The organism is Paraburkholderia sp. HP33-1, from assembly GCF_021390595.1.
In the GTDB taxonomy this organism is placed as follows: Bacteria; Pseudomonadota; Gammaproteobacteria; order Burkholderiales; family Burkholderiaceae; genus Paraburkholderia.
This window is the reverse complement of the sequence record NZ_JAJEJR010000001.1, coordinates 1,583,975-1,600,339: the sequence shown is the minus strand read 5'-3', so window position 1 is coordinate 1,600,339 and position 16,365 is coordinate 1,583,975. Positions and strand designations below refer to the sequence as shown.

The window sequence follows — 16,365 nt, the reverse complement described above, 5'->3', positions numbered from 1 at the left end:
TTTTGCATGAAAACCGTTGGCGATAAACTCGAAGCGTTCACCGTCACCGCCGCGAAGCCGGGCTTCAACGACCACGAAGAACACGGCATCTCGGCATTCGTCGAGATCACCGAGCAGTCGTTTCGCGGCAAGTGGAAAATCATCTACTTCTATCCGAAGGATTTTTCGTTGATCTGCCCGACGGAAATCGTCGATTTCGCCAGGCTCGTCAAGGAGTTCGAGGACCGCGAGGCGGTGGTGCTCGGCGGCAGCGTCGACAATGAATTCGTGAAGCTCGCGTGGCGCCGCGAAAATAAGGACCTCGACCGGCTCAACCACTACTCGTTCGGCGACGTGAAAGGCGAGCTGATCGACCAGCTCGGCGTGCGCGACAAGGAAGCGGGTGTCGCGCTGCGTGCGACCTATATCGTCGATCCGGACAACACGATCCAGCACGTGTCGGTCAACAATCTGTACGTGGGCCGTAATCCCGAAGAAGTGCTGCGCATCCTCGACGGCCTGCAAACGGAAGAGCTGTGTCCGAGCAATCGGCCGATCGGCGGCGCGACGCTGTAAGCGGCGCCGTCAATCGCCCCGGCAAAAGCCCGCTTAACTCCTGACCAGCAATACCGCGGCCTGTGCCTCGATGCCCTCGCCGCGGCCAAGGTAACCGAGCTTCTCGTTCGTCTTCGCCTTGACGTTCACGCGCTCGACCGGCAGACCGAGGTCCGCCGCGATATTCGCGCGCATCCCTTCGATATGCGGCGCGAGCTTCGGCGCCTGCGCGACCACGCTGCTATCGACGTTGCCAATTTCAAAACCCGCCGCCTTCACGCGCGCCACGCATTCGCGCAACAGCACGCGGCTGTTGGCGCCGGCGAACTTCGCGTCGGTATCGGAGAAGTGCCGGCCGATGTCGCCCAACGCGGCCGCGCCGAACAGCGCATCCGTGATCGCGTGCAGCAGCACGTCCGCGTCCGAATGGCCGAGCAGCCCGCGCTCGTACGGAATCGTCACGCCGCCGATGATCAACGCGCGACCCGGCACCAGCGCGTGCACGTCGTAGCCTTGCCCAATTCTGAAATCCATGTGCGTCCCATCCTCAAGTGCTGAAGCTCCAGGGCTTCTTTAAAGCCTTTCCAAATCTTTCCATGGCCGACGGCCAGACATCACGAACCGGGGCTGCGGCTCAGAATCGCCTCGGCCAGATCAAAATCTTCCGGATACGTCACCTTGAAGTTGCGCAGGCTGCCTTGCACGAGCTTCGGCGCGTGGCCGGACCATTCGATCGCGCTCGCCTCGTCGGTCAGATCGTGGCCGTCGGCCTGCGCGCGCAGGATTGCCTCACGCAACATGCCGATGCGGAACATCTGCGGGGTCTGTGCCTGCCACAAGCCGTCACGCGACTCGGTGCGGGCGATTCGACCATCGACCGACGCGCGGTCGATACGCTTCAACGTATCGGCAACCGGCAACGCCATGATGCCGCCGACCGCGTCGTCTTTGAGCGAACCGATCAGCGTGCGGATCAGCGCGGGCGTGATGCCTGGGCGGGCCGCGTCGTGCACGAGCACCCAGTCATCGTCATGGGCGCCGAATTCGGCGAGCGCATGCAGACCGTTGAGCACCGATGCCTGGCGCGACGCGCCGCCGACGCGCCGCACAGCAAAGCGCAGATTGCCGAAGCGACGCGCGTCGAAGTGCTGGTCGTCAGGCGCGATCACGACGAGCGTCTGGGCAAATTCGCTGCATGCGTCGAACGCGGCGAGCGAGTAATACAGCATGTCGCGACCGGCGACAGTGCGGTATTGCTTGGGCATCACGGCACCGGAGCGGCTGCCGGTGCCTGCGCATGGGATCAGGGCGAAGAGACGGGAAGTCACGAGTGCGGATGCCGCCAGGTCAAAGTAAAGGACGGATTTTATAATACGTGCTTCGCATCCACGCCCGTAGACGCGTAAACTTGGCCGTCGCGTGAGCCCCGAGCCGCTTTTTCTCCTTTATGCCAGACATCGCCGCATCCTCGCAGTCCTCCTCGCCCGTCGCGCTCGTCAAGGCCGGCCAGCGTTTCGCCTTCGACGGCACGCGCGGTTCGTCCGACGCACTGCTGATCGCCCGCTACCATCTTGCGTATCGCGAGAAGATGCCCCTGCTTGCGGTGGTCTGCGAAAGCGCGGTCGACGCGCAGCGGTTGTCGCAGGAAATCGGCTTCTTCGCTCCCGAGGCGCGCGTGCGTCTCCTGCCCGATTGGGAGACACTGCCTTACGACACGTTTTCGCCGCATCAGGACCTCGTGTCCGAGCGGCTCGCGACGCTGCACGATCTCGGCGAAGGCCGCTGCGACATCCTGCTCGTGCCGGCCACGACGGCTTTGTACCGGATGCCGCCCGCGTCGTTTCTGGCGGCCTACACGTTCTCGTTCTCGCAGGGAGAGCGGCTCGACGAAGCGAAACTGAAGGCGCAGTTGACGCTCGCCGGCTACGAGCACGTGAGCCAGGTCGTGCGTCCCGGCGAATACTGCGTGCGCGGCTCGCTGCTCGATCTGTTCCCGATGGGCTCCCCGCTGCCCTACCGGATCGACCTGTTCGACGACCAGGTCGACTCGATCCGCGCGTTCGACCCCGACACGCAGCGCAGCCTCTATCCGGTCAAGGACGTGCGTCTCCTGCCCGGCCGCGAATTCCCGTTCGACGAAGCCGCGCGCACCGCATTCCGCAGCCGCTGGCGCGAGACCTTCGAGGGCGATCCGAGCCGTGCATCGATCTACAAGGACATCGGCAACGGCGTGCCGTCGGCCGGCATCGAATACTATCTGCCGCTGTTCTTTGAGGAAACGGCCACGCTCTTCCATTACCTGCCGGACGGATCGCAACTCGCTTTCGTCGGCGATCTGGAAGCGGCGATCCGGCGCTTCACCAACGATACGAAGCAGCGCTTCAACTTCCTGTCGCACGATCGCGACCGGCCGATTCTCGAACCGCAGAAGCTGTTCCTGTCGGACCAGGATTTCTTCACGTTCGCCAAGCCCTTCGCGCGGCTCGTGCTGCCAGCGAACACCGACGGCGCCTGGTCGAGCGCGCTGCCGAACCTCGCGATCGACCGTCACGCCGACGACCCCGTCTCGGCGCTGCGCGCGTATCTCACCACGACCCCGAACCGGGTGCTGTTCGCCGCCGAATCGGCGGGCCGCCGCGAGACGCTGCTGCAACTGCTCGCCGACAACCAGCTGAAGCCCGCCTCGGCCGACAGCTTCGCCAACTGGCTCAAGACCGACGCGCATTTCTCGCTCGGCGTCGCGCCGCTCGCGAACGGCTTCGCGCTGCCGGGCGACGGCATCGCGATCATCACCGAAACCGAGCTGTACGGGCCGCTCGCGCGCCGCACGGGACGCCGCCGCCAGGAACAGGCGAGCAACGTCGATTCGATGGTGCGCGATCTGTCCGAGCTGAAGGTCGCCGATCCGGTCGTGCATTCGCAGCACGGCATCGGCCGCTACATGGGTCTCGTGACGATGGACCTCGGCGAAGGCGAAACCGAGTTCCTGCACCTCGAATACGCGGGCGACAGCAAGCTCTACGTGCCGGTCGCGCAATTGCATGTCATTTCGCGCTATAGCGGCGCTGATCCGGACAGCGCCCCGCTGCACTCGCTCGGTTCGGGCCAGTGGGAAAAGGCCAAGCGCAAGGCCGCCCAGCAGATCCGCGACACCGCTGCCGAACTGCTCAATCTGTACGCGCGCCGTGCCGCCCGCGAGGGCCACGCGTTCGCGCTCGAACCGAAGGACTATGTGAAGTTCGCCGAGAGCTTCGGCTTCGAGGAAACGCCAGACCAGGCCGCTGCGATCGCGGCCGTGATCGGCGACATGACGAGCGGCAAGCCGATGGACCGCCTCGTGTGCGGCGACGTCGGCTTCGGCAAGACCGAGGTCGCGCTGCGCGCGGCGTTCATCGCGGTGATGGGCGGCAAGCAGGTCGCGCTGCTGTCGCCGACCACGCTGCTCGCCGAACAGCACACGCAAACCTTCAGCGACCGCTTCTCCGACTGGCCGGTGCGCATCGCCGAGCTGTCGCGCTTCAAGTCGACGAAAGAAGTGAATGCGGCGATCCAGCAGATCAACGAAGGCGCGGTCGATATCGTCATCGGCACGCACAAGCTGCTGTCGTCCGACGTGCAGTTCAAGCGGCTCGGGCTCGTGATCATCGACGAGGAGCACCGTTTCGGCGTGCGTCAGAAGGAGGCGCTGAAGGCGCTGCGCGCCGAAGTCGACGTGCTGACGCTGACCGCGACCCCGATCCCGCGTACGCTCGGCATGGCGCTCGAAGGTCTGCGCGATTTCTCGGTGATCGCGACCGCGCCGCAAAAGCGCCTCGCGATCAAGACCTTCGTGCGGCGCGAGGAAGACGGCGTGATTCGCGAAGCGATGCTGCGTGAGCTGAAGCGCGGCGGCCAGGTCTACTTCCTGCACAACGAAGTCGAGACGATCGAGAATCGCCGGCAGATGCTCGAAACGCTGGTGCCCGAAGCGCGCATCGCGGTCGCGCATGGACAGATGCACGAGCGCGAGCTGGAGCGCGTGATGCGCGATTTCGTCGCCCAGCGCGCGAATGTGCTGCTGTGCACGACGATCATCGAAACCGGCATCGACGTGCCGAGCGCGAACACCATCCTGATCCATCGCTCCGACAAGTTCGGTCTCGCGCAATTGCATCAGCTGCGTGGCCGCGTCGGACGCTCGCATCACCAGGCGTATTCGTATCTGCTCGTACACGATCAGCAAGGGCTCACCAAGCAGGCGCAACGGCGGCTCGAAGCGATCCAGCAGATGGAGGAACTGGGCTCCGGCTTCTATCTGGCGATGCACGACCTCGAGATTCGCGGCACCGGCGAGGTGCTCGGCGACAAGCAGTCGGGCGAGATCCAGGAGATCGGCTTCCAGCTTTATACCGACATGCTCAACGACGCGGTGAAGGCGCTCAAGAACGGCAAGGAGCCGGACCTCACCGCGCCGCTCGCCGCGACCACCGAGATCAACCTGCACACTCCCGCGATCCTGCCGTCGGATTATTGCGGCGACGTGCAGGAGCGTCTGTCGCTGTACAAGCGCCTCGCGAACTGCGAACACAACGATTCGATCGACGGCATCCAGGAAGAGCTGATCGACCGCTTCGGCAAGCTGCCACCGCAGGCGCATGCGCTGGTGGAAACGCATCGTCTGCGGCTCGCAGCGAAGCCGCTCGGCATTTCGAAGATCGATGCGGGCGAAGCGGTGATCGGCCTGCAGTTCGTCCCGAATCCGCCGGTCGACGCGATGCGGATCATCGAAATGGTGCAGAAGCACAGGCACATCAAGCTCGCGGGTCAGGACAAGCTGCGTATCGAAACGCGCAGCCCGGATCTCGCTGTGCGCGTCGCGACTGTCAAGGAGACCTTGCGCGCACTCGGTTCGCCGAGCCGCGGCACGGCGGCCGCGCCTGCGCGCTGAGCGAAGGGTTCCATGAACTGCAGAAAACGGGGGGACGTCCCCCGTTTCTCGCATCCATGCTGCGCTGCGCCAACGCGGCATCGGCTCACGCAAGACCTTACGAAAATGCGATTTGGGATATGATCGATAGACTCGAATGCCGGAGTCATGTCATGTCTCACGTCGCTGAAACAGCGCAATCGTCGCAGTCTTCTGCCTCCCCCGCTGCTCCCGCATCTCCGGTATCTCTGCCCTGGGTCACCCGTCTCGTGTCGATGGACACGGTGAGCCGCAATCCGAATCTCGGCCTGATCGAAACCGTGCGCGACGAGTTGCGCGCGGCCGGCGTCGACGCAACGCTCACGCACGGCAAGGGCGGCCAATGGGCGAACCTGTTCGCGACGATTCCCGCGCACGATGGCGAAACGAACGGCGGCGTCGTGCTGTCGGGCCACACGGACGTCGTGCCGGTGGACGGCCAGCAATGGGACAGCGATCCGTTCAAGCCCGAGATTCGTGGCGACAAACTGTACGGCCGCGGCACCTGCGACATGAAGGGCTTCATCGGCGCGGCGCTCGCGCTCCTGCCGGACATGCAGCGCACGAAGCTCGCGAAGCCGATCCACTTCGCGCTGTCGTTCGACGAGGAAGTTGGCTGCGTCGGCGCGCCGCTTATGATCGCCGATCTGATGAAGCGCGGTGTGAAGCCGGACGGCTGCATCGTCGGCGAGCCGACCAGCATGCGCCCGATCATCGCGCACAAGGGCATCAACACGTATCAGTGCTGCGTGCGCGGCCAGGCCGCGCATTCGTCGCTGACGCCGAAGGGCTTGAACGCGATCGAGTACGCGGCGCGCCTGATCTGCTACATCCGCGACATGGCCGACCAGTTCCGCGAGCAAGGCCCGTTCGACGAACTGTACGACGTGCCGTTCAGCACCGCGCAGACCAGCACGATCACGGGCGGCAACGCGATCAACACGGTGCCGGCCGAGTGCCAGTTCCAGTTTGAATTCCGCAATCTGCCGACGCTCGATCCCGAGCAGATCTTCGCGCGCATCGACACCTACGCGCGCGAAACGCTGCTGCCGAAAATGCTGCGCGAACATCCGTCGGCCGCGATCGAGATCACGAAGATCGCCGCGGCGCCCGGCCTCGATTCGTCTGAACAGGCCGCGATCACGCAGCTCGTGCGCGCGCTGACCGCCGACCGGGAGAAGCGCAAGGTCGCGTACGGCACCGAGGCGGGCCTCTTTTCCAACGCGGGTGTGCCGAGCATCGTCTGCGGCCCCGGCGACATCCAGCAGGCGCACAAGGCGAACGAATTCGTCGAGCTCGAGCAGCTCGTCGCGTGCGAGCGCTTTTTGCGCAAGTTCATCCACAGCATGTCGGTCGAGGCCGCTTAGCGTGTTTCGTTGCAGCGGCGCGCAACCGTACTGAACCTGCGCGCCGCGCAATGGGTCTCACCGACATTGACGACTCCGGAGCGACCGCCATGTCGAGCGCCATGCCGCAGCACACGGATCACACCATCGACGGCGAGCCGATCCCCACGCTCGACGACATCGCCGCGCAGCACTTTGCGTTGACGCCGTGGGTCGCGCGCACGCCGGTGTTCGACCGGCTCGACTTCGGGTCGCTGCGCAGCACCGTCGTCAACTTCAAGTTCGAACTGCTGCAGGCGGGCGGCAGCTTCAAGACACGCGGCGCCTTCACGAACCTGCTCGCGCTCGACGATGCGCAAAAGAGCGCGGGCGTCACCTGCGTATCGGGCGGCAACCATGCGGTGGCCGTCGCCTTTGCGGCGATGCGGCTAGGCGTCAGTGCGAAAGTCGTGCTGCTCAGTGCGGCCAATCCGGCGCGCGTCGCGCTGTGCCGCGAGTACGGCGCCGACATCGTCTATGCGGAAGATCTCGCCGAAGCGTTCGAGCTGGTACGCCACATCGAGGCCGAGGAAGGCCGATATTTCGTGCATCCGTTCAACGGCTATCGCACGGTGCTCGGCTCGGCCACGCTCGGCTACGAATGGGCAACGCAAACGCCTGACCTCGAAGCGGTGATCGTGCCGATCGGCGGCGGCGGACTCGCGGCCGGGGTCTCCACGGCGCTGCGGCTCGCGAATCCGAACATGCATGTGTACGGCGTCGAACCCGAAGGCTCAGACGTGATGAGCAGGAGTTTTGCCGCCAACCATACGGTCAGAATGGGCCGTATGTACAGCATCGCCGATTCGCTGATGTCGCCGCATACCGAGCAATACAGCTATGAACTGTGCCGCCGCCATATCGATCGGCTCGTGACGGTGTCCGACGATCAGTTACGCACGGCGATGCTGATCCTGTTCGATCAGTTAAAGCTCGCGGTCGAGCCGGCCTGCGCGGCCGCTACCGCGGCGCTGCTCGGACCGCTGCGCGAGCAGCTGCAGGGCAAACGCGTGGGTGTGCTGCTGTGCGGCACCAACACCGATCCGGTCAGTTTTGCCGCGCATCTGGAGCGCGCGCGTCATGGAGAGTCGCAGTTTCCTCGTTAGCGGCGCGCAACGAATGCGTCTGTTGCATTGCGGCTAAAGCACTAGCCGATCCGCTTCAGGTTGGTATTATTCGGCTATTCATATCAGGGGAGGTGTATGTATGAGCATGATCCAGGAATTTAAAGAATTTGCCCTCAAGGGCAATGTGATGGATCTGGCGGTCGGTGTGATTATCGGCGGCGCATTTTCCACCATTGTCAATTCCGTGGTTAAAGACCTGATCATGCCGGTTGTCGGGCTCGCTACTGGCGGCCTCGATTTCTCCAATATGTTCATTCGCCTCGGCCATATTCCGGCGACTTACAAAGGCAACCCGGAATCGTATAAAGACCTGCAAACGGCGGGTGTGGCGGTGATCGGCTACGGTTCGTTCATTACCGTGCTGATCAACTTCATCATTCTCGCGTTCATCATTTTCCTGATGGTCAAATTCATCAACAATTTGCGCAAGGCGCCGGAAGCCGCCCCGGCGGAGCCGCCGCCGACCCCGGAAGACGTGCTTCTGCTGCGCGAGATCCGCGATTCGCTAAAGAACCAGCAGCGTTAAATGTCAAATGAAGCTCGGGTTCGACGACCAGAGCCAGTGAAATGAAAAGGCCTGTTGCGATTGACGTCGCAACAGGCCTTTGTGCTTTCCCGCCTCTTTTTCAGCGCCGCCGATTATCGAGCCTTACGCGCCCTTTCGCGCCTTCAATTGCGCCGCATTTTCGATCATCGTTTCGAGCTGGCCGAAATTGACAGGCTTCGTCAGATGCGACGTAAAGCCCGCGCTCAGACAACGGCGCACGTCCTCGTCGGTGCCGAAGCCGGTCAGGGCGACGGCAGGCACGTCCGAATGCTCGCGAAACGCCTTGATGAAATCGAGGCCGGTGCCATCGGGCAACCCGACATCGCTGACGACCAGATCGAAGCTCTGCAACTGCGTCGCCGCAAGCGCGTCGTCGATGCGCCCGACCACCGTCACGTCATGGCCGACGCTGCGCATCAACTGCGCCATCACGTCGGCGGTATCGATGTGGTCCTCGATCAGTAGCACCGTCAACGAGCTCGCCGGCTGCACGGTGCTCGGCACGATGACCGGCTGCGCGGCGGCCGGCGCGGCGGCGGTCGGCAGCGTGATCGTGAAGGTCGCGCCGCAATGCGGACCGGGGCTCTGCGCGGTCACGGTACCGCCGTGCACGTCGGTCAAAGCCTTCGTGATCGCGAGACCCAAGCCCAGGCCGCCGAACTGCCGCGTCATCTTCTGGTCGCCCTGCTCGAACGCATTGAACAGCTTGCCGATCTGCTCGGGCTCGATGCCGATGCCGGTGTCTTCGACCGAGATCTGCACCTGCATGCGTTCGTCGCGCGTGCGCACATAGATATGACCGCCGTCCGGCGTGAACTTCGCCGCATTGCGAATGAGGTTCCACAGCATCTGTTGCAGGCGCGCGCGATCGGCGAGCACGTAGTGTTGCGTCGCGTGCTTCCCGACGTGCACGTCCTGCTGCTTGACCTGGATTTCGCTGCGAAAGAGTTCGAGCACGCTGTCGATCACCTCGTGCACGTCGACGGTCTCCAGCGACAGCCGAAGCTTGCCGTTCGCGACGCGCGTCAGATCGAGCAGATCGTCGATCAGCCGCGCCTCCAGTTCGACGTTGCGGCGAATCATCCGCACGCTCGCGCGCGCCTGCTCGGGCAGCTCGGGGATCATCTCGAGCACGCTCGCGCCCGCGAGCACTGGCGTGAGCGGCGTGCGCAATTCGTGCGACAGCATCGCGAGAAAACGGTCCTTCGCGCGATTCGCTTCTTCGGCGGCCTGGCGCGCGGCCTGCTCGGACTCGAGCAGTCGCTCGCGCTCCTCGATCGCCTCGCGCTGCGAGTGGATGTCGGTGCAACTGCCGAACCATTTGCTGACGTTGCCGTCGGCGTCGCGCATCGCGACCACCCGCACGTCGAACCAGCGGTACTCGCCGTCGTGGCGGCGAATCCGCATCTCCTGCCGATACTCGCCGCTGCGGCTCGCGACGGCCTTCAGCCAGCTGCGGCGGATCTCCTCGCGATCGTCGGGATGCACCGCGTCGAGCCATGCGAGACCGTGCGAGCCGTGTTCGGGCAAGCCGGTGTAGTCGTGCCACTGCTTCGACAGGAAGTCGCAATCTCCGGCCGCGTCGCAGGTCAGCACGAGATGCGGCAACGCTTCGGACAGCGTCCGGTAATGCAGTTCGCGATCGCGTAGCAGCAGCGCCTCGTCGGACGCGCGTTGCAGCCGCACCTGCGACAGCACGCGCTCCACGGCCTCCGGCAGATAGTCGAGATAGTCACCGGACTTCGGCACTACGTCGGACACGCCTGAGCGCAGCGCTTCGATCACGCGCGATTCGTCGGTGAAGCCGGTCACGAGGATCGCCGGAATGCGCACGCCCTCCGCGCGCAGACGCCGGAAGAAGTCGAGCCCCGTCTCGGGTCCGCTCAGTTGATAGTCGAGCACGAGCAGATCGGGGCAGCCGCTCGCGAGGCGCTCGCGAGCCGCCTCGACGCCGGCGCAGATCGCCACCCGGCAGCCGGCGCGTTCGAGCGATTTGCGCGCGAGTCGCAAGATGCCTTCGTCGTCATCGACGACGAGCACGTACGCGACGTGCGGCGTGGACACTTCTTCGGTCATGCAGGTCTTCTCTGGGTCAGTTCGGTACTTATCTTGTCATGAACGGCTTTCGGACAGCTTCAGGGCGGCGCAAGCCGATGCCCCGGCGGCAGCTTGACCACTTGCAGGAAAAAGCCGAGCCGGCGCACGGCCTCGATGAACGCATCATATTCGACCGGCTTGCAGATATAGACGTTGCAGCCGAGCTCGTAGCAGCGCGCGATCTCGCGCGGATCGTCGGTGGTGGTCAGCACGATCACCGGCACCGCGGCGGTCTCGGGGGCTTCCTTCAGACGCCGCAACACCTCGAAGCCGTCGACGCGCGGCATCTTCAGATCGAGCAGCACGACGAAATTCGCGAGATTCTCGCGCGGCGGATACGGATGGCCGTCGGCGTCGGTCAATGGCTGCGCGGGCGCGGGGCCGAAGAAATAATCGAGCGCCTGCTGGCCGTCGCGAAAGCGCATGAAGCCGTTCGAAATGCCGGCGCGGCGCAGATTACGCTCGACGAGCGTCGCGTGGCCGTCATCGTCTTCGATCAGAACGATGCTGACCGTTTGCGCGTGATTCATAAGCTCTCCGTGCTAACGATTCGTCATTCATGCCGCTGCGAGGATGCCAGCGTCACTGCTCGTGCCGGCATGCGCCGCGCTCACAGGCGCACCGGCTGTTCGGGCAGCATCACGAAAAAGGTCGAGCCCGCGCCCTCGGCCGATTCGACCCAGACGCGCCCGCCGTGCCGCTCGACCGTGCGCCGCACCAGCGCCAGGCCGATTCCCTCGCCGCTCGCGACGTCTCCGTGCAGACGCTGGAACGCGCGAAACACCTTCGACAGATACGCGGCTGGAATACCGAGCCCATTATCGCGGACGTAATAGGTGCGCATACGGAGCGCGCGAGGCTCGCTTTCGTCGACGGGTCCGGGCTCCAGCGCGCCGACCTCGATGCGCCCGCTGCGCGCCGGATCGAGAAAATTCAGCGCATTGCCGATCAGGTTGCTGAAGATCTGCTCGACCGCCGCCGGGTCGCCCCATGCGGGCGGCAGCTCGCGCACCGTCACGCTCGCCGCGCGCTGGTCGATGGTGCCTTGCAGCGCATCGACGACCCGCGCCACCGCGCGTCCGACGCTGACCCGCTGCCACTGGTATTCGAGCCGTCCCGCGCGCGAGATGCGCAGGAGCGCGTCGATGATCGCCGCCGCGCGCGCGACCGCGGTGCGCAAATAGTGCAGCGACTCGCGCACGTCGCCGTCGAGGATCTGCGTCATGCGCCGCTGCTCATTGTCAGGCAGGCGAGCCTGCCCGATGATGCCGTCGAGCTCGTCACACGATACGTGCAGCTCCTTCGAAAACCCCTGCAGATTGACGAGCGGGGAGCGCAGATCGTGCGACACGCTGTAGATGAACATCTCGTTGTCCTGCGTTTCCTGGCGCAATTCCTCATTGACGGCAGCCAGTTCCCCCGCGCGTGCTTCGAGCTGCATCTTCAGGGTCTCCTGCTCGGCTTCGGCCTCGCGCAGTCGCGCATCGGTCTGATGCAGCACCGTGTCGAGCGCGGCGATTTCGTCGCTGCCCGACAATGGCGCCGCGAGCGGCCGACCGCTTCCGAGCCGCTCGGCGTTATCGGTCAGGACTTCGAGGCGTTGGCCGATGCCGCGCGCGAACACGAACGCGGTGACCGCCCAAATCAGCATCGAGCCGAACACGGCGGCGATCAGCGCGCGCTGCTGAAGCTCGCGCCGTTCTCCAAGCGCGGTCGACCGCTCGACGTCGAGTTGCGACGCCGCCGCGCCGAACTGGGCCAGCTCTTCGCGAAACACGGCGATCTGTTGCGGCAACGCGCCAGTTTCGAGCGCGATATAGGGGCGTAGACTGCGCCCCTCGTGCAACGCCTGCGAAATTGCGACGCTCTGCTCGCGATACGCGTCGATCGCGCGTCGCATATTGCGGACGCGCTCGGCCTGGGGCGGTGTTTCGGCGACCAGCGCATCGAGCTTCGCGAGCCGGTCGTTCAGGTCGACCCACACTGCGCGGCGGTCGATCAGCGATGCGTCGCCCGTCACCATGGCCGTGCGCACACGCGCGGCCTGACGCAGCAGCGGATCGACGATGGCCGACGACTGGTAGAGGATCTGCTTGCTGTTGTCGACCCATTGTGCGGCCTGCGCGGTCTGCTCCTGGGTATCGAAGACGACCCCGAGCAGCGCGAGCTCGACCACGCTCGGTACAGCGATCAGCAGCAGACCTTTGGTGAATAGTTTCATGGTCCCGTCAGCGCGCTCAGGCTGTGATTCAGGCTGTCACTCGAACGGCGGGGCTCGCGCACACCCGTCGCGCCCCGTGAGGCAGGCGCGGCGCGGCCAGAGCGGCCATTATCGACGTGAATTTGAGATATTTCAACGGCGCGCCAGCAAGCGCCCGCGCACACAAAATTGACTTTTTTATTAGGATGGGATGTTTTTTCGGCGCCGCCTGCGTCTATGATGGAGACAAGGTGTGCTGGGATGCGAATGCGCGCGGCGAGGCGGTTCGGCATGATTCGTGCGGGAGGCGGTGGGGCGATGCGGTAGCGTCGAATCATCGTGAATCCGGCCTTGTCGTATGCTATAAAAGATCGACGTGCGGCGCGCGAAAGCCGGGAGTGGTCGCATGAGGACGCAGCGATTCTTGCAATTCCTTTTCAGGCGAATTTTTATGTCCTTCCCGAAAAAGCGTAGACGCGCGAAGGTGGACGGCGACGAGTCGTTCCTCGCGGTTCTGCGGCATTTCAAGCCGTTCAGTCAGCTCGACACCAAGATCGCCCGCGCCCGTGCCCAGGATGAACCCGTGCTCTATGCGCACGTGCTGCCCGGACTCGACGTACTGCTATGCAGTGTGCGCGGCGCACAGCCCCCCTATCCCGCGCCTGCCGAATTGCGGCGGCGCTGTATCGAATCCATTACCAACGCGCTGGAGCAGCCGCTCGACGGTCTCGAGAACGGCGGCTACTGGTACGAGGCGGACGGCTTCGGCTTCCTCGTGTTCGCGAGCCGCGCGCGCGGCAAAATTCTGACCGAGTTCGGCGCGACGCGGATCGGTATCCGCCGCGGCGTGCGTCGCCAGGATGCGGCCGGCGATGCAACACCGCGCTCACTCAGATAGGCTGATCAGGCGCTCTGAAGTTCAGGGCTACTGACAGGTCGTCCTGTCGTCACCTGCCATCCATTCGGCAATCCCATCGTCGACGCGCCCGGGCGCGGGCGGCACGCTGATCAGCCACAGAAAGATCACACCCAGGCCGCCGCTTCGGCTCCAGCTCGACCCGTGCGCAGGCCAACCCGACGGCATCAGCTCCCCTTGTATTCCGCCGCGCTCGCCGGCGAAAGCGCAGCGGGCTTGCGATCCGGCGCGCCGTCGTGCGAGGTCGGTGCGTTAGGCTGCTTGACGCCCGGCGGCGGCGCCTTCGGCATCTGCCGGACCTGCGCGAGCAATTCCGTACACGCCAGCGGCTTGTTGTTGCTCGGCGCGAGCAGCGGGATCAGTGCCGCGAACGGATTGATCAGCCCGAGGCCGACCACCGCGCCGCCCCGCAACGCGAGCGCGGCCGCATTGACGCCGACGTGCGGATCCCTGAACGTGCCCTTCACGTACAGCGGGGAGCGCAGCGAAAGGACCCGGAAGCCCTTCGTATGCGGATGCACGCCAAGGTCCAGCGTCTCGTCACGCAGATTCACGTGACCGTCGATGTTGATCACCGCGTCGTCGGTATCAAGCGCGAACACACGCGATTCGAGCACGCCATCGGTGGCGATGAAATTGGCGGCTGCGCAATTGATCTTCACGTCGCGATTGCCGAACAGCTTTTCATACACGACGTTCGCGACGTTCAGCCCCGCCGCCTCCATCAGCAGACGGCTCACGGTGCCCTCGGTGACGAGCGCCTTCAACTCGCCGTTCGAGGTCGCCGCGAGCGCGGCGGGCGAATTGCCGGTCGCGGACAGCGACGCATCTCCGTTGATCTCACCGAGCGCGTTCTGCATCGTCTTGAAGTTCGGAAAGAGTTGCTTCAACTTCAGATGCCGCGCCGACATCGTAAAGCGCCCCTTCAGCGGCGCCGCGCCGCCATCGAGATGAATGTCCGACGCCAGCGAGCCGCCCGCGACGCCGAACTTCAGCGGCACGAGCGACAGCACGCCGTCGGTCATCTCGACGTGCGTGTACAGATCCGTGATCGGCAGATTCGAGTTCTTGATGATGCGCCGGCCGGTGAACTTGACATCGGCGTCGATCGCCTTCCAGCGGTCGGTGCGGAACTCTTCGACCGGCAGCACGCGATCACTCGGCTGACGGGTCGCGTCGCCGCGTTGCGCCTTGCTCGCATTCGAATCGGCGCCGATCACCGGCGCGAGATCCGAGAACTGCAATACGTGCGATTCGACTTCACCTTGCAGCAGTGGCCGCGGCACGCGCCCGGTATAGGTCAACGACCCGTTGAGATCGCTGCCGCCGACCCGGCCTGTAAAGTTTTCATACGTGAACACGTTGCCGCCCGACCTGAACCGACCGGTCAGATGGCCGTCGGTCGCGTACGGTGGAGTCTCGGGCAAGGTCATGCCGGTCAGCGAATACAGGCGTGCCATGCTGTTGCCCTGCAGCCAGAGACGCAGATCGAGCGCCGCGAGATGCGCCGGATCGGTAATCGTGCCGACGAATGCGATATGCAGGTCGCCGGCTTTCACGTCGGCCTGCACCGGGAACGGCCGGTTCGCGTCCTGCAGCGCGAGCACACCGCCGAGCTTACCGCTGCCGGACACAGGCGTGCGGTTGTACGTGCCTTTGACGGTCCATCCGATCGCATAGAGGGGCGTCGCGGGCGCGCCGGAAGTCGCGGCCGCGCCCGATGGTGCCGACGCTTGCGCCGCAGCCGTCGGTTCGGAAGTCGCCGTCGCCTCCGAGGCAGCCTGCGCCTCGGCCTGCGCGGCGAGCTTGCTCGCGCCCGCGCGACCGATCGCCTGGGCGGACGCGCTGCGCGAGGCGGCTTCCTGCTGCTTGAGCGCATCGCCGAGCGGAATCGGCTGCCCGAGCGTATCGACGACCATCTGAAGGTCGACCTTCTTCTGCTGATCCGACAGCGCGAGATTGCCCTTCGCGAAGCCGATATCGTGCAAATCGAGCGTCCATTCCGACGGTCCGCTCGACGACGGCAGGTTGAAGGTCCAGTTATTGCGTCCATCGGCCAGACGTTCGAGATCGACCGACGGATTCACGAGGTTGATCGCCGGAATCACGATGTCATGCGCGAGCAGCGGCAGCACCTTGACCTCGAAGTCGATTTCGTCGAGCGTCGCGAACTGTGGCTGTCTGGTCCAGTCGGGATTGCCGATCGTGATGTTGGCCGCCGAAAAGCGTGGCCAGGGCACCCAGCCGCGCCAGCCGGTTTCGCCGGCCGGATGACGCCAGCCGACCTTCAGATCGCCGTTGATCGCGAACGGCCGGCCGATCGCCTGGCTGACCTTGTCGTCGATGTAAGGCCGCGCGCGGTTCCAGTCGAAGGTCAGGATGAAGATGACGAGCGCTGCAACCAGGATGACGAGCGTCGCCAGCAGCCATGCAAAGATTTTTCCGATCCGTCGTCCGATGCTGCTCGACCCTGCCATTAAGAAACTCCGTTCGTTGTTCTACGTTGTGAATCGTGCAGCAGTTATCGTGCCTGGCGCGCGGCAATGAATCGCCGCGCCATCGCGCGATATCGTGCGTTGTCGTTTTATCATGGCGCACACTTCGCCGACAGACC

General features: G+C 64.6%; 12 protein-coding genes. 6 read left to right on the top strand and 6 right to left on the bottom strand.

Annotated features, from left to right (window positions below):
• The first annotated feature begins 6 nt into the window (after positions 1-6).
• A complete protein-coding gene (locus L0U81_RS07265; RefSeq protein ID WP_233801241.1) occupies positions 7-555 on the top strand; it encodes a peroxiredoxin in 549 nt (182 codons plus the stop codon).
• 33 nt (positions 556-588) lie between these two features.
• Here the strand turns inward: L0U81_RS07265 and ispF are convergent, their stop codons facing one another.
• Both ispF and ispD read right to left on the bottom strand, forming a co-directional pair.
• Complete coding sequence (ispF, locus tag L0U81_RS07260) at positions 589-1,068, bottom strand: 2-C-methyl-D-erythritol 2,4-cyclodiphosphate synthase (protein ID WP_233801239.1); 480 nt, start codon at positions 1,066-1,068, stop codon at positions 589-591.
• An 80-nt stretch (positions 1,069-1,148) separates the two neighbouring features.
• Complete coding sequence (gene ispD, locus L0U81_RS07255; protein ID WP_233801236.1) at positions 1,149-1,862, bottom strand: 2-C-methyl-D-erythritol 4-phosphate cytidylyltransferase; 714 nt, start codon at positions 1,860-1,862, stop codon at positions 1,149-1,151.
• A gap of 119 nt (positions 1,863-1,981) precedes the next feature.
• Between ispD and mfd the strand changes: the two genes are divergently transcribed.
• The 4 genes from mfd (at position 1,982) to mscL (ending at position 8,517) form a co-directional block, all read left to right on the top strand.
• Positions 1,982-5,461 carry a transcription-repair coupling factor gene (gene mfd, locus L0U81_RS07250; protein WP_233801235.1) on the top strand — a complete coding sequence of 1,160 codons (3,480 nt, stop codon included), beginning with the start codon at positions 1,982-1,984 and terminating at the stop codon, positions 5,459-5,461.
• Positions 5,462-5,613: 152 nt separating this feature from the next.
• Entirely contained in the window at positions 5,614-6,846 is a 1,233-nt protein-coding gene (gene argE, locus L0U81_RS07245) for an acetylornithine deacetylase (RefSeq protein WP_233801233.1), read from the top strand.
• Positions 6,847-6,935: 89 nt separating this feature from the next.
• A complete protein-coding gene (locus tag L0U81_RS07240) occupies positions 6,936-7,970 on the top strand; it encodes a threonine/serine dehydratase (RefSeq protein ID WP_233801231.1) in 1,035 nt (344 codons plus the stop codon).
• 100 nt (positions 7,971-8,070) lie between these two features.
• Positions 8,071-8,517 carry a large conductance mechanosensitive channel protein MscL gene (mscL, locus tag L0U81_RS07235; protein WP_233801229.1) on the top strand — a complete coding sequence of 149 codons (447 nt, stop codon included), beginning with the start codon at positions 8,071-8,073 and terminating at the stop codon, positions 8,515-8,517.
• Between the two features lie 123 nt (positions 8,518-8,640).
• Here the strand turns inward: mscL and L0U81_RS07230 are convergent, their stop codons facing one another.
• From L0U81_RS07230 to L0U81_RS07220, 3 genes are all read right to left on the bottom strand, one after another.
• Positions 8,641-10,614 (bottom strand): hybrid sensor histidine kinase/response regulator, encoded by a 1,974-nt coding sequence (locus tag L0U81_RS07230; protein ID WP_233801227.1) that lies wholly within the window; start codon positions 10,612-10,614, stop codon positions 8,641-8,643.
• Positions 10,615-10,673: 59 nt separating this feature from the next.
• Entirely contained in the window at positions 10,674-11,165 is a 492-nt protein-coding gene (locus L0U81_RS07225; protein WP_233801225.1) for a response regulator, read from the bottom strand.
• Between the two features lie 80 nt (positions 11,166-11,245).
• A complete protein-coding gene (locus L0U81_RS07220; protein ID WP_233801223.1) occupies positions 11,246-12,856 on the bottom strand; it encodes a sensor histidine kinase in 1,611 nt (536 codons plus the stop codon).
• A gap of 385 nt (positions 12,857-13,241) precedes the next feature.
• On the opposite strand from L0U81_RS07220, the gene L0U81_RS07215 reads away from it, so the two are divergent.
• Complete coding sequence (locus tag L0U81_RS07215) at positions 13,242-13,733, top strand: hypothetical protein (protein ID WP_233801220.1); 492 nt, start codon at positions 13,242-13,244, stop codon at positions 13,731-13,733.
• 185 nt (positions 13,734-13,918) lie between these two features.
• Here the strand turns inward: L0U81_RS07215 and L0U81_RS07210 are convergent, their stop codons facing one another.
• A complete protein-coding gene (locus L0U81_RS07210) occupies positions 13,919-16,228 on the bottom strand; it encodes an AsmA family protein (RefSeq protein ID WP_233801218.1) in 2,310 nt (769 codons plus the stop codon).
• Positions 16,229-16,365: the final 137 nt, after the last annotated feature.

Bases quoted from the DNA above. Each gene is read 5' to 3' on its own strand.
- L0U81_RS07265 (WP_233801241.1), top strand. From the start codon at position 7: ATGAAAACCGTTGGCGATAAACTCGAAGCGTTCACCGTCACCGCCGCG.
- ispF (WP_233801239.1), bottom strand. From the start codon at position 1,068: ATGGATTTCAGAATTGGGCAAGGCTACGACGTGCACGCGCTGGTGCCG.
- mfd (WP_233801235.1), top strand. From the start codon at position 1,982: ATGCCAGACATCGCCGCATCCTCGCAGTCCTCCTCGCCCGTCGCGCTC.
- argE (WP_233801233.1), top strand. From the start codon at position 5,614: ATGTCTCACGTCGCTGAAACAGCGCAATCGTCGCAGTCTTCTGCCTCC.
- L0U81_RS07240 (WP_233801231.1), top strand. From the start codon at position 6,936: ATGTCGAGCGCCATGCCGCAGCACACGGATCACACCATCGACGGCGAG.
- mscL (WP_233801229.1), top strand. From the start codon at position 8,071: ATGAGCATGATCCAGGAATTTAAAGAATTTGCCCTCAAGGGCAATGTG.
- L0U81_RS07230 (WP_233801227.1), bottom strand. From the start codon at position 10,614: ATGACCGAAGAAGTGTCCACGCCGCACGTCGCGTACGTGCTCGTCGTC.
- L0U81_RS07225 (WP_233801225.1), bottom strand. From the start codon at position 11,165: ATGAATCACGCGCAAACGGTCAGCATCGTTCTGATCGAAGACGATGAC.
- L0U81_RS07220 (WP_233801223.1), bottom strand. From the start codon at position 12,856: ATGAAACTATTCACCAAAGGTCTGCTGCTGATCGCTGTACCGAGCGTG.
- L0U81_RS07215 (WP_233801220.1), top strand. From the start codon at position 13,242: ATGAGGACGCAGCGATTCTTGCAATTCCTTTTCAGGCGAATTTTTATG.
- L0U81_RS07210 (WP_233801218.1), bottom strand. From the start codon at position 16,228: ATGGCAGGGTCGAGCAGCATCGGACGACGGATCGGAAAAATCTTTGCA.